This window comes from Mesorhizobium sp. WSM4842, from assembly GCF_055901575.1.
The window spans coordinates 1,215,731-1,229,464 of sequence record NZ_CM148372.1 but is presented as its reverse complement, the minus strand read 5'-3'; the positions used below and the strand labels follow the sequence as shown (position 1 = coordinate 1,229,464).

General features: G+C 63.6%; 11 protein-coding genes. 7 read left to right on the top strand and 4 right to left on the bottom strand.

Annotation, left to right across the window (positions count from 1 at the left end):
• Positions 1-100: 100 nt before the first annotated feature.
• On the top strand, positions 101-913 hold the full coding sequence (locus AC0NIE_RS05760; protein WP_473485890.1) for a helix-turn-helix domain-containing protein: 813 nt from the start codon (positions 101-103) through the stop codon (positions 911-913).
• A gap of 369 nt (positions 914-1,282) precedes the next feature.
• Here AC0NIE_RS05760 and AC0NIE_RS05755 read toward each other — a convergent pair whose 3' ends face one another.
• From AC0NIE_RS05755 to AC0NIE_RS05740, 4 genes are read right to left on the bottom strand one after another with little or no spacing between them, the layout of a single operon-like run.
• Complete coding sequence (locus tag AC0NIE_RS05755; protein ID WP_473485891.1) at positions 1,283-2,230, bottom strand: ABC transporter permease; 948 nt, start codon at positions 2,228-2,230, stop codon at positions 1,283-1,285.
• A gap of 3 nt (positions 2,231-2,233) precedes the next feature.
• Positions 2,234-3,214 carry an ABC transporter permease gene (locus AC0NIE_RS05750; protein WP_473485892.1) on the bottom strand — a complete coding sequence of 327 codons (981 nt, stop codon included), beginning with the start codon at positions 3,212-3,214 and terminating at the stop codon, positions 2,234-2,236.
• A 1-nt stretch (position 3,215) separates the two neighbouring features.
• Positions 3,216-4,736, bottom strand: a complete 1,521-nt coding sequence (locus AC0NIE_RS05745; RefSeq protein WP_473485893.1) for an ATP-binding cassette domain-containing protein — start codon at positions 4,734-4,736, stop codon at positions 3,216-3,218.
• A gap of 45 nt (positions 4,737-4,781) precedes the next feature.
• Positions 4,782-5,795, bottom strand: a complete 1,014-nt coding sequence (locus AC0NIE_RS05740) for a substrate-binding domain-containing protein (protein ID WP_473485894.1) — start codon at positions 5,793-5,795, stop codon at positions 4,782-4,784.
• A 202-nt stretch (positions 5,796-5,997) separates the two neighbouring features.
• Between AC0NIE_RS05740 and AC0NIE_RS05735 the strand changes: the two genes are divergently transcribed.
• The 6 genes from AC0NIE_RS05735 (at position 5,998) to AC0NIE_RS05710 (ending at position 13,692) form a co-directional block, all read left to right on the top strand.
• Positions 5,998-8,406: a glucan 1,4-alpha-glucosidase gene (locus AC0NIE_RS05735; RefSeq protein WP_473485895.1), complete on the top strand. Its 2,409-nt coding sequence runs from the start codon at positions 5,998-6,000 to the stop codon at positions 8,404-8,406.
• A gap of 33 nt (positions 8,407-8,439) precedes the next feature.
• Positions 8,440-9,456 (top strand): phosphogluconate dehydrogenase (NAD(+)-dependent, decarboxylating), encoded by a 1,017-nt coding sequence (gene gnd / locus AC0NIE_RS05730; RefSeq protein WP_473485896.1) that lies wholly within the window; start codon positions 8,440-8,442, stop codon positions 9,454-9,456.
• A gap of 16 nt (positions 9,457-9,472) precedes the next feature.
• Positions 9,473-10,849, top strand: a complete 1,377-nt coding sequence (gene zwf, locus AC0NIE_RS05725) for a glucose-6-phosphate dehydrogenase (protein ID WP_473485897.1) — start codon at positions 9,473-9,475, stop codon at positions 10,847-10,849.
• Between the two features lie 17 nt (positions 10,850-10,866).
• A complete protein-coding gene (locus AC0NIE_RS05720; RefSeq protein WP_473485898.1) occupies positions 10,867-11,571 on the top strand; it encodes an ROK family protein in 705 nt (234 codons plus the stop codon).
• Positions 11,572-11,718: 147 nt separating this feature from the next.
• Positions 11,719-12,180 carry a Ros/MucR family transcriptional regulator gene (locus AC0NIE_RS05715; protein ID WP_123148847.1) on the top strand — a complete coding sequence of 154 codons (462 nt, stop codon included), beginning with the start codon at positions 11,719-11,721 and terminating at the stop codon, positions 12,178-12,180.
• Between the two features lie 273 nt (positions 12,181-12,453).
• A complete protein-coding gene (locus AC0NIE_RS05710) occupies positions 12,454-13,692 on the top strand; it encodes an MFS transporter (RefSeq protein ID WP_473485899.1) in 1,239 nt (412 codons plus the stop codon).
• Positions 13,693-13,734: the final 42 nt, after the last annotated feature.

Here is a 13,734-nt window from a genome sequence, read left to right as displayed (position 1 = left end):
GCAACAAGACAATCTCGAAACGCTATCAGAGCCAATGCCGGCTAGTATATACCTCGCGGGTGGTATATTTGGTCTATTTTATCGTTTAAAGGGGTATGGATTGAGCGTATCGCGCAGCGACGAATACAACCAGCTCGCTACGCTCATCGCTGCGACACGGGAGACGAGCGGCGAGCTTTTCGGCAAGGCGATGGTCGCCTGGCTCCGGCAGCATGTCAGCTTCGATCACTGTGTGATCTTCGGCTATCGCGGTGCGTCGCGCCCGCCGCTGCTGTTCGAGACGTTCTCCCCAACCGAAAGCCACGTCTTCGTCGCGCTCTATCAGGAAGGGCCTTATCTGCTCGACCCGTTCCACCACGCGGCGGTCGAGCGCAAGGAAGGTTTTTGGCGCATGCGCGAACTGGCGCCGGATCGCTTCTATGCCAGCGAATATTACCGCTCCTACTATAGCCAGACCAAGCTGGCCGAGGAGGTCGGTTTCTTCGTGCCGCTGTCGGGAAAGGACGCGCTGGTGGTCTCGCTGATGCGACTGCACGCTTCGGGACCCTTCGGAACCGCCGATACCAGGCTACTGCGCGACATGGCGCCGGCGGTGATCAGCTTCGTCAGGCTGCGCTGGCCTGGTCTTCCGGCCGACAAACCGGCAGAGACGAAGCATGACGAGGCGATGGCTACAGTCAACGAATTCGAACGTGCTCATATCTGGAAGAGCCTTTCGCTCACGCCGCGCGAAAAGCATGTTGTCGATCTGGTGCTTCAGGGGCATTCCACGGAATCGATAGCCAGGGCGATGCGCATCGTACCGGGAACCGTAAAGGTTCATCGCCGCAACATCTATCGCAAGCTCAAGATCAAGTCGCAGGCGGGTCTCTTCGCGCGTTTCGTCGAGATCATGGACGCTCGGATTCGGTAATCCACGATTTCGAAAATGGCCTCGCTCAGGCAATTTAGCTGACAACGCCTTCCCAGGAGCCGGATGCTGCCATTTGCCGGAGCAGGGGCGCCGGCTTGAAAACATCCTTGCCGGTCCGTTTGTGCCAGCAGCGCGTTGAGCGGCGGGTTGTCGATGTTCACGACCGCGACGTCGGCCATCCCTGGTAACGCTGACGAAATTGCTACACGCAATTCTCTCGCAATGATATCGGCCGAACGATTTACAGGGCCGATGCCGGATGGGAACCGGATGTTTTCGCGGAAGACCTCGCCGCCGCAGCGATCGTCATCCTGGGCGGAGCAAGGAGCGACGCGACGCGGCGCAGACCCGAGGATGACGAAGGTGTGATCAGCGCAACGCCTTCTGGCCGCCCGCGGCGGTGATGACGCCGACGATGATCAGTCCGGTCAGCAGCAGCCGGACGCCGGCGCTGACGCCGAACGTGTTGAGCATGGTCAAGAGCAGCACCAGGAACAGCGCCGCGCCCCAGACGCCCGGCACATTGGCCTTGCCGCCGGCCACCGACGTGCCGCCGATGACGACCACGGCGATAGAGGCCAGTAGGTACTCATTGCCGATATCGACATTGGCGCCGCGGAAATAGCCGGCGAGCAGCGCCCCGTCGAGGCCGCCGAGCGCGCCCGACAGCGTGTAGGTGAGGAAGCGGATGCGGCTGACATTGATGCCGGCAAGCCACGCGGCGCGAATGTTCTGGCCGATCGCCAGCACCGAACGGCCATAGATCATGCGCTGCAGCGCGATTGCAGCGCCGATAGTGAACAGCACGGTGAGGATCGCCAGCACCGGAACGCCAAGAATCTGCCAGTTGGTGAAATTGGCAAAGCCCGGAGGCGGCTTGATCTGCAAACCGCGGCCATAGCTGATGTCGATCGACTGGATGATGAAGCTCGCCGACAGCGTGGCGATGATCGGCGGAATGCGCAGCGCCCAGATCAAGAGATAGTTGGCGGCGCCGATCGCCATGCCGCAGGCCAGCGCCGCCAGCAGCCCGACGGCGATCATCTGGTCATTGCCGTCCATCACCTTCATGGCGACGGCACTGGCGAGGCCGATATTGGCGGGCAGCGACAGGTCGACATTGCCCGGCCCGAGCGTGATGACGAACATCTGGCCGACACCGACGATGACGGTAAAGACGGCAAGCGAAAGTGCCGCCGTGATCATGCCGCCGCCGCCATATCCGCCGGTGAAGGTGATCGTCGCCAGCCAAACCAGCAGCGCGCCGATGAAGGACCAGATCCAGGGTTTGGCGAGCAGCAACCGCAACGAGGCCATCGCTCACCTCTCCCTGCGGCTGATCAGTACCCGGGCCGCCAGCACGATGATGAGGATGGCGCCATTGGCGGCCACCTGCCAATCGGGCGGAATGTGCATGAAGGTCAGCAGCGGCGAGGCGGCGAGCGCCAGCGTCAGCGCGCCGATCACCGCGCCGATTGGCGATACCCGGCCGCCGACAAATTCGCCGCCGCCGAGGATGACGCCGGCTATCGAAAGCAGCGTATAGCCGTTGCCGATATTGGCATCAGCCGAGGTGGTGATGCCGATCAGGGCCATGCCGGACAAAACGCCGAACAGGCCGGTCAATGCGAACAGCACGATCTTGGTCTTGAGCAACGACCAGCCGGCGCGGCTGAGAGCCGCGGCATTGCCGCCGGAGCCGCGCAGGATCACGCCGTAGGAGGTGCGCATCAGCCCGAAATGGACGATCGCGGCGATCAGCAGCGCCGCTATGATCGGAAAGGGAATGAAAGGCGGCTTGAAGGCCATGAGCGATAGCAGCCAGTCCGGCGCCTTGCCGCCGGGCTTCGGCAGGATGAGGATGGCCAGACCCTGCCAGACAAAACTCATGCCGAGCGTCACGACGATTGAAGGCAGATTGCGCAGATGGATCAGCGCGCCGAGCAGCGCATAGACGCCGATCGACCCGAGCAGGATCAAGACGCCGACCAGCGGCGCGTCCTTCAGCCACGTCGCCGTGACGCAGCCGACGAAACCGACGAAAGTGCCGATCGACAGGTCCAGCTCGTTGCCGGCGATGACGAACATCTGCGCGATCGTCGCCAGGGCAATCGGGATCGCCAGGTTGAGCATTAGGCTGAAGCCGAAATAGCTGATGGCGCGCGGGTTGAGCCAGGCGATCGCCAGCAGCACCAGCACCAGTGACAATGCCGGCAGCAGGCCGCGCAACAGACGCGCCCGCGCCAGCGCGCTGCGCTCGGAAGCACTCTTGAGACCGGTCTCGACGGGCGCTGCCGTCATCTCAGGCCGCGTCGCCGAACGAGGACTGGATGATCTTTTCCTCGGTCAGCTCGTCGCGACCAAGGTTGGCGACGATCCGGCCATTCTTGAAGACATAGATGTTGTGGCAATTGTCGAGCTCTTCGGTTTCCGTGGTGTACCAGAGGAAGGTGCGGCCGCGGCCAGCCTCTTCGCGCACGAGGTCGTAGACTTCGAGCTTGGTGCCGATATCGACGCCGCGCATCGGGTCGTCCATCAGCACGATCTTCGCGTCGGAACCGAGCGCCCGGGCAAACAAGGCCTTCTGCTGGTTGCCGCCGGACAGCGAGAAGATGTTGTTGTTGATGTCGGGCGTGCGGATGCCGATTTTCCTTTGCCAAAAGGTTGCGAGTTCGGCTTCGCGTTGCGGCGAGATCAAGAGGCCGTTGCGCAATCGCGCCAGCGAGCGGATGCCGATGTTTTGCGCAATCGACCATTGTGGAAAAATCCCGTCAGACTGGCGGTCGCCGGCCACCAGCGCCACCGGCGCGGTGACCTCGATGCCGGTTTTAGAGCGCGCCGCGGCGGCGAAGATCGCCAGCAGCAGATCGGTCTGTCCATGGCCGGCAAGCCCGGCAAGGCCGATGATCTCGCCCGCATGCGCCACAAGTTCGTTGCCGTCCTCTTGCCGCGCCGGGCGGGCTCGGACCCGCAACGGGCCGGTCTCCGGCTTTTGGGTCGCGATTTCGGCGGCGATCTTCTCACGCGCTTCCGCTCCACCCATGGTCGTCACCAGCCTGTTGCGATCGAAAGCCTTCGCCGCATCCGACGCAACGACCTTGCCGTCGCGCATTACCACGATGCGGTCGGCATTTCCGAGCACCTCGCCCAGAAGATGCGAGATCAGGATGCAGCTCTTACCCCCGGCGACAAAGCGCCTGACGAAGGCCAGCAACTGGCCGGCCGTGTGCGCGTCGAGCGAGGATGTCGGCTCGTCGAGGATGACCAGTTCGAGCGGATCCTGCGTCACCGTGAAGGCACGCGCCACCTCGACCATCTGCCGTCTGCCAATGGAAAGGTCGCTGGCGATATCGGAGGCGGAGATGCTGTGGCCCGGGAATATCTCGTTGAGTTTGGCCGTGATGAGATCGGCCGCCTTGCCGCGCCAGCTGAGGCCGCGCAGCGTCGGGTGGTTGATACGCGTGTTCTCGGCAACGCTGAGGTTCGGGCAGAGCGAGAGTTCCTGGAACACGCAGCGTATGCCGAGCTGCTGCGCGCGTGGCACCGAATAATTGTCCTCGATGGCGCCGCGCACCGCGATCCGCCCGCTGTCGGGTACGAGCGTGCCCGCCACCATATGCATGAGCGTCGACTTGCCGGCGCCATTATGGCCGACGAGGCCGACGCACTCGCCGGCCCCAACGTGGAAATCGACGCCGGCAAGCGCCCTGACGGCGCCGAAACGTTTTTCGGTGCCGTCCAGTCTGATGATGTCGACATTGGCGGCGCCGAAATGTTTTTCGGCGCCGTCCAGCCTGACGATGTCTGCGTTACCCCTAGGCATCCCTAGCGATATCCGGTTGGCGATGCAGCTGGCAACGTGCCACGCTCACTTGATGTTGGCTTTGATCGCCGCGATGGCGTCTTCCTGCGTGTATTCGTGGCTGGCGACACCACCCTTAGGGATTTTCGGCAGCGCAGCCTCGAAATCATCCTGGGTGAAGGCGAGGTAGGGCACCAAGAGATCATGCGGGACGTCAGTGCGGCCGTCGAGCACCTGCTGCGCCACCCAGAAGGCCAGCGACGATACGCCCGGCGCGATGGACGCCGACCAGGTCTGGTAGCCGTCCTTGTCCTTCTGTTCCTTCCACCATTGCAGCTCGTCCTGACGGTTGCCCATGATGATGGTCGGACGTGGTTTGCCGGCTGCGGCGAAGGCTTGCGCCGCGCCATAGCCGTCGCCGCCCTGATCGACGACGCCGACGATTTCCGGCAGCGATGGCAGGATCGTCGCGACCGCCTTCTGTGCTGTGGTCTGATCCCAGTCGCCAGTTACCGAACCGACGATCTTGAATTCGGGATGAGCGGCGACGCCTTCCAGAATTCCGGCATGGATGGCGTCATCGATCGAGGTGCCGGCAAGGCCGCGGATTTCCAGCAGATTGCCGCCCTTGGGCTGGAATTTGGCCATCTGCTCGACTTCCTGCCTGCCCATGTCCTTGAAGTCGACGACCACGCGGTAGGCGCAGGGCTCGGTGACGATGCCGTCGAAGGAGACGACGACGATGCCGGCGTCGCAGGCCTGCTTGATGGCGCCGTTGAGCGCGTCCGGCGAGGCGGCGTTGATGACGATGGCGTCATAGCCTTGCAGGATCAGGTTCTGCACCTGGGCTGCCTGGGTCGGCACCTCCTTGTCGGCCGTCGTGAAGATGTCCGCGGCTGCGACCACCCCGTCGGCGACCGCCTTCTTGGTGACGATGGCATAGCTGTCGAGCATCGCCTGTCGCCACGAATTGCCGGCATAATTATTGGAAAAGGCGATCTTCTTGTCGCTGGTGTCGGCAAGCGCGGCGCCTGACGCAAGCATCGCCGCCAGGGCACTCAAGACGAGTATCTTCTTCATGTGTTATCCTCCCATGGATTGCTGGTTGTTGTTGGCTGCTGGTGGCTGTTATGACGACCCTCGTTTCAATATTGTCAGACAAATTTAGATGGGCGCACTTGTCAACAGCGATCGGTAGCGGTTTGACGATCAACTTGCGGTGCCATGATTGAAAAGGCTTCGGCTCCTGGTCTAGGGGTGGGGCAGGGAGACCTAAATCGAGATGGCAGCGACGCCGACTGATGCGCTGGGCGCACCCGGAATTCCGGCGCGCTGGACGTCAAGCGCCAAGAGCGGGGTCGGAACCGCGCTGTCTCCGGCCTGCCCTATCTGGTTCACGATCAGCCACGGCATTCTCAACGAGGTCTATTATCCCGGCCTCGACAGCGCCTGCACCCGAGACATGGGGCTGGTCGTCACCGGCCCCGGCGGTTATTTCTCGGAAGAGAAGCGCGATGCCGTGCACAGCGTTGAGCCGTTCGAGGATGGAGTGCCCGCCTACGGACTGGTCAACACCGCCGCCGATGGCACCTACCGGGTCGAAAAGTGCATCGTTACGGATCCGGAACGTCCCGCTTTGCTGCAGGAAATCAGCTTCACGCTGCTGAGAGGTGCGGTGGCCGACCACCGTGTCTACGCACTGCTGGCGCCGCATCTGGTCAACGCCGGCATGGCCAACACCGCCTGGGTCGCCGACTACGAGGGAAAGCCTGTCCTGTTTGCATCGGGACGTGGCGTCTGCCTGGCGCTCGCCTCGTCGCTGCCCTGGGGAGCATGCTCTGCCGGCTATGTCGGTGTCTCCGACGGCTGGCAGCAGCTCCGTCGCGGCGGCCGGCTCGACCCGGCCTGCCGCAGGGCCGAGGACGGCAATGTCGCGCTGACCGGCGAGATCGGCTTTTCGGCTGCGAACCAGAAGGCGTTGCTGGCGCTGGGTTTCGGAACGACGCCGCAGGAGGCGGCGGAAAATGCCTCGGCCAGCCTGAAGTGGAGTTTTGAGCCCGCGGCCAAATCGTATGTCGAGAAATGGCGGGATTGGCAGGCTAGCTTGCTGCCGTTGGACCGGCATATAGCAGGGATAAACACCTATCGCGTCAGCACGGCGGTTCTGGCGACACACCGCTCATCCACCGGAGCGGCCGTCGCCAGCCTGTCGATTCCCTGGGGCTTCAGCATGGGCGACGACGATCTCGGCGGCTATCATCTGGTCTGGCCGCGCGACCTGGTCGAAACCGCGGGCGGCTTCCTCGCCGCCGGCGATCCGGCGCAAGCGCTTGAGATCCTCGCCTATCTCCGCTCGATCCAGCAGCCGGATGGGCATTGGCCGCAGAACGCCTGGCTCGACGGATCAGCCTATTGGCCGGGCATCCAGATGGACGAATGCGCGTTTCCACTGCTGCTCGCAGACGCGCTGCGCCGGGCTGGGCATCTGGCAGACGCCGCGTTGCGCTCCTTCATGCCGATGGTCGAGCGCGCCGCTTCCTACGTCGTGCGCAACGGTCCGGTCACCGGCGAAGACCGCTGGGAAGAGGATGCCGGCTACAGCCCGTTCACGCTGGCCGTCGAGGTCGCCGCTCTGCTGGCCGCGGCGGACATGTTCGACGTTTGCGGCAAGGGAGAGCCGGCAAATTATCTGCGTGAAACCGCCGATGTCTGGAACGACCAGATCGAGCGCTGGACCTATGTCACCGGCACACCACTCTGCCAGGAGGTCCGCGTCGAAGGCTATTACGTCCGCATCGCTCCGCCCGACACCGCCGGTGCGGCCTCGCCGAAGGATGGTTATGTGCCGATCAAGAACCGGCCGCCCGGCGACGCGGACCGGCCGGCCGAGGCGATCGTCAGCCCGGATGCGCTGGCGCTCGTCCGCTTCGGCCTCAGGGCCGCCGACGATCCGCGCATCGTCGACACGGTCAAGGTCATCGACGCGCGGCTGCGCTGCGACCTGCCGCAGGGGCCTGTCTGGTATCGCTATACCGGCGACGGCTATGGCGAGCACGCCGACGGCGCGCCCTTCGATGGAACCGGCCAGGGCCGGCCCTGGCCGTTGCTGGTCGGCGAGCGCGCCCACTACGAACTGGCGGCTGGGCGCAAGGACAAAGCGGCGAGCCTGCTCGAGACGTTCGAAGCCTCAGCCGGGCCTGGCGGCCTGCTGCCCGAGCAGGTCTGGGATGGTCCCGACATGCCGGAACGCGAACTGCGGCACGGTGGACCGACGGGCAGCGCCATGCCGCTGGTCTGGGCGCATTCGGAGCATATCAAGCTGCTGCGTTCGCTCAGCGACGGCGCGGTCTTCGACATGCCGCCGCAAGGCGTGAAGCGCTACATCGAGGACAGGACCGTGGCGCCGCGCCGGACATGGCGCTTCAACCACAAGCTCCGCACCATGCCCGCTGGCAAGATGCTGCGCCTCGAGCTGCCGGCCCGGGCGGTGGTGCATTGGAGCAGCGACGGTTGGGCAACCGTCCATGATGCCGAGACGACCGAGAATGCCTTCGGCATCCATCTCACGGACCTGCCCGTTGCCGATATTCCACCGGGCAATACGATCGTCTTTACTTTTTTCTGGCCCGATGCCGGCTGTTGGGAGAAGGTCGACTTTTCCATCGGTATCGACAAGCTGGATAACCAATAGATCTTCTATCCCTCAACAACCAGGACGAGAAACATGCAGATCGGAATGATGGGACTGGGCAGGATGGGCGCCAACATGGTGCGGCGCCTGCTGCGCGATGGCCACGAATGCGTGGTCTACGACATCAACCCGGCCAGCGTCGCCGCCCTTGTGACGGCTGGCGCGATCGGAGCGGCTTCGATGGAGGAGTTCGTCGGCAAGCTGACCAAGCCGCGCAGCGCCTGGCTAATGCTGCCGGCGGCGATCACCAGCCGGATCGTCGACCAGGTGGCCGACCTGATGGAGCCGGGCGACATCATCATCGACGGCGGCAATTCCTATTATCACGAGGCTGTCGACCATGCAGCGCGCCTGGCATTGAAAGGCCTGAACTACGTCGATGTCGGCACCAGCGGCGGAGTCTGGGGCCTCGAGCGCGGCTATTGCCTGATGATCGGCGGCCCCGACAGCGCGGTCCAGCATCTCGATCCGGTCTTCGCCACCCTGGCGCCGGGCGCCGACGCCGGGGTGCCCGCCCCTGGGAAGGATGCAGGAACTGCCCCCTTCGGCTATCTCCACTGCGGACCGAGCGGCGCCGGCCATTTCGTCAAGATGGTCCACAACGGCATCGAGTACGGTGTCATGGCCGCCTATGCCGAGGGCATGAACATCCTGAGGTCGGCGAATGCAGGCAAGGGACAGCGGACGGCCGACGCTGAAACCAGTCCATTGGAAAACCCTCAATACTACCAGTTCGACATCGATATCGCCCAGGTTGCCGAGGTCTGGCGGCATGGCAGCGTCATCGGCTCATGGCTGCTCGATCTGACGGCCGGCGCGTTGAAGGCCGACTCGGCCCTGACGCAGTTTGGCGGACGGGTTTCGGATTCCGGCGAAGGCCGCTGGACGCTGAAGGCGGCGATCGACACCGGCGTGCCGGCGCCAGTTCTGTCCTCGGCCCTGTTCGACCGGTTCTCCTCGCAAGGCGAATCCGAATTCGCCGACAAGCTCCTGTCCGCCATGCGCTATGCCTTCGGCGGCCATGTGGAAAAGCCGAAGACCGGCTCGTGACAAGGAAGGCGCGCTCATGAACCAGGAACGGTCCGACACGCTGGTGCTTTTCGGGGCGACCGGCGACCTCGCCCACAAGAAGATCTTCCCGGCACTTTACGCCATGGTCGCCAAGGGAACGCTGATCGAGCCGGTGATCGGCGTCGCTTTCGAGGCCTGGGACCTGAAACAGCTGCAGGCGCGCGCCCGCGACGGCATCGTCAAGGCTATCGGCAAGGTCGACGAAAAGATCTTCGCGAAACTAACCTCGCTGCTTCGCTATGTCAGCGGCGACTACCGTAGCGCCGCGACATTCGAGAAGCTGAAAAGCGCGCTCGGAACCGCGCAGCACCCGCTGCACTATCTCGCGGTGCCGCCGACCATGTTCGAGACGGTCATCCAGGGGCTGGAACAGTCGGGCGCGGCCCAGGGCGCGCGCCTGATGGTGGAAAAGCCTTTCGGCCACAATCTGCAATCGGCGCGCTGGCTGAACCGGGTCCTGCACCTGGTGTTCGACGAACAGTCGATCTTTCGCATCGACCATTATCTCGGCAAGGAGGCGATTCAGAACCTGCTCTATTTCCGCTTCGCCAATTCCTTCCTCGAGCCGATCTGGAATCGCAATTTCGTCGAGAGCGTCCAGATCACCATGGCCGAGAATTTCGGTGTCGAGGGCCGTGGCCGCTTCTACGACGAGGTCGGCTGCATCCGCGACGTCATCGAGAACCACCTGCTCAACATCCTGCTGCTGCTTGCCATGGAGCCGCCCGTTGGTCGCTCGGCCGACGATCTGATCGACGAGAAGGTACAGGTGCTGCGGGCGATCCGGACGCTGACCAAAGACGATGTCGTGCGCGGCCAATTCAAAGGCTATCTCAGCGAGCCGGGCGTCGCGCCAAACTCGCCGGTCGAGACGTTCGCGGCGGTGCGGTTTTTCGTCGACACCTGGCGCTGGCAGGACGTGCCCTTCTTCATCCGCGCCGGCAAATCAATGCCGGTGCACGCCACCGAGGTCATTGTCCGGCTGAAGCGGCCGCCGCTCGACGTCTTCGACCCGATCAAACCGGGCGACGCAAACTATGTGCGCTTCCGCATTGACCCACAGGTAGCGATCTCGATTGGCGCCCAACGCAAAGCCGCCGGTGACGATATGATCGGCGAGCAGGTCGAACTCACCGCGCTCGACGACAGCAAGGGCGACATGCCGCCCTATGAGCGGCTGATCGGCGACGCCATGAACGGCAACGGCCAGTTGTTCACCCGCCAGGACGCCAGCGAACTCGCCTGGCGGATCGTCGGCCCGGTGCTTGGCGACACCACGCCGCCGCAGCTTTATGAGCCGGGGACATGGGGTCCTGCCGATGCGATGGCCGGATTCGGACCACCAAACGGCTGGATCAATCCGGCGAAATGATCTCGAGAGGCGACGCAATGGCCAAAACGGCGAAGAAGTCGGCACCGGATAGCGAAAACATCGTGCTTGCGATCGATATTGGCGGCTCCCACGTCAAGATCCTCACCAGCGCCGGCGGCGAGGAGCGCAGGGCCGATTCCGGACCCGGCCTGACGCCGCAGCAGATGATCGCGGCCGTGCAGACGCTCGCCGATGGCTTGCCCTACGACGTCGTCTCGATGGGTTATCCCGGCCCGGTGCACCACAACAGGCCGCTGACCGACCCCGCCAATCTCGGCAAGGGCTGGGTCGGATGCAACTTTGCAACGCAGTTCGGTAAACCGGTGAAAATCGTCAATGACGCGCTGATGCAGGCAGTCGGCAGCTATGAAAGCGGGCGCATGCTGTTCCTGGGTCTGGGAACAGGCCTGGGTGCTGCGATGATCGTTGACAACGTCGCCCAGCCGATGGAACTCGCGCATCTTCCCTACAAGAAGGGCGGCAGCTTCGAGGACTATGTCGGCGAACGCGGTCTTGAAAAGCGCGGCAAGAAGAAGTGGCGCAAACACGTCTTCGACGTCGTCGAGCGGCTGCGCGCCGCCATGCAGCCTGACTATGTGGTCATCGGCGGCGGCAATGTCGACGAGTTAGACGAATTGCCTGCCGGTTGCAGGCGCGGCGACAACACACGCGCCTTCGAAGGGGGATTTCGACTGTGGCGCGACAAATCCCTGATTATCTGATATTATAATGGTTTGGGATCAGACCTGTTGATCTGGCCCGGGCGTTAGTATTGTTATTCAAAATAATGTGTGGCGTGGTGCGGCGTCATTGCGTTACGCAGATTTGCCGACTAGGAATTCTGCGACCCCACTAACGGAGAAAATAGATTGACCGACGACAGCAACAAGGCCCGCAAGGACATCGACCTTCTCGAGCTGACCGCTCACATCGTGTCCGCTTACGTCGAGAAGAACCGCTTGCCCGCTTCCGGCCTCGGCGATCTCATCGCCAGCGTCAGCGCGTCGATAAGTGGACTCGGACAACCCGCCGCTCCGGTGGCAGCGCCGCTGATCCCCGCCGTCAATCCTAAGAAATCGGTGACGCCGGACTACATCATCTGCCTCGAAGACGGCAAGAAGTTCAAATCCCTGAAGCGCCATATCGGCGTTCATTTCGGGCTGACGCCGGATGCCTACCGCGCCAAATGGGGCTTGCCTGCCGACTATCCGATGGTTGCCCCCAATTATGCGGCCTCGCGCTCGCAACTGGCGAAGGCGATCGGCCTTGGCCGCAAGGCCGCCCCGCCGGCGCCGGTCAAGAAGGCCAGGAAGCCCAAAGCCACGGTCTGACACGTCGTTCGAAGCCCGGCAAACGCAAGCTTCAAAGATTGGCGAGTCAGAGAGCGCGCGAAGGAACTCGACCTGCGCGCCCAATAGCCTCTCCACCTCCGCCGAGCGCGTTTGCCCCCATGCAATTAGCATGGTAGCCCGGAAATCCTCGATCCAGAGCCGATTTTTGCGCGCGCCCCGCACCGAACTGCGCTAAAAGCGCTGTGGTTGGACCAGCGCCCTTCGTGGAAGAGCCCCGCCGGCCGATACACAATCTCGTCGGGGCCATTCACAATGACAGCCGAACAGACATCGCCCGACCGGCGCTATGCCGCCTTCCGCCACAAACCCTTCCTGAGTTATTGGGCGGCACGCTTCCTCTCCACATTCGCCGCCCAGATCGTATCCGTCGCCGTCGGCTGGCAGGTGTACGACCTGACCCGCGATCCATTCGATCTCGGCCTTGTCGGCATTGTCCAGTTCTTGCCTTCACTGCTGCTGGTGTTGGTCACCGGGGTGGTCGCCGACCGTTTCGGCCGCCGCCTGATCATGGCGCTGACCGCACTGCTGGAGGCGATCTGCGCGTTGGTGTTGCTGCTGCTGACGCTGCGCGGCCTTAGCGGGCCGGGGTTGATCTTCGGCGTGCTCGCCATGTTCGGCATCGCGCGCGCCTTCTTCGGACCGGCGGCAGCGTCACTGTTCGCCAACCTCGTGCCACCTGAGGATTTCGGCAACGCGATCGCCTGGAATTCGTCAGCCTGGCAGACGGCGACCGTCGTCGGACCGGTCGCCGGTGGCTTGCTCTACGGGCTTTCGGCGGAAGCGGCATACGGCACCGCAGCCGTTCTGATGTTTGTCGCCGCGGTGCTGGTCTTTACTATCCCGAAGCCTGCCCAGCGCAGCGAAACCGACAGGCCGACGATGCAGACCCTGTTTGCCGGCTTCGGCTATATCTGGAGCGAAAAGATCGTGCTCGGCGCCATTTCGCTCGATTTGTTCGCCGTGCTTTTGTCCGGCGCCACGGCACTGCTACCGGTCTACGCGCGCGACATCCTCGAACTCGGCCCATGGGGTCTGGGACTGTTGCGCTCGGCACCGGGCATCGGCGCCATCTGCGTTGCCATCTGGCTGGCCGGACATCCGATCCGCAACCATGCCGGCGTGGTCATGCTCGGCTTCGTCGCGCTGTTCGGCGCCTCTACCGTGCTGTTCGGCCTCTCCACCATCACCTGGCTGTCGATCGCAGCGCTCGCCTTGCTCGGCGCCACTGATATGTTCAGCGTCTACATCAGAGAGACGCTGATCCAGCTGTGGACGCCGGACCAGGTGCGCGGCCGCGTCAACGCCGTCAATCAGGTTTTCGTCGGCGCCTCCAACGAGCTCGGCGAATTTCGCGCCGGCACCATGGCGGCATTGATCGGCACCGTGCCCGCGGTGGTGATCGGCGGCGTCGGGGCAGTCGTTGTCGCCGGGCTGTGGGCGGTGCTGTTCCCGCAACTGCGCAAGGTGCGCCACCTCAACGGGCGAAACTGATCCAGGGCATACTGATCCAGGCGCGGCCCGCGAACTCCGAAT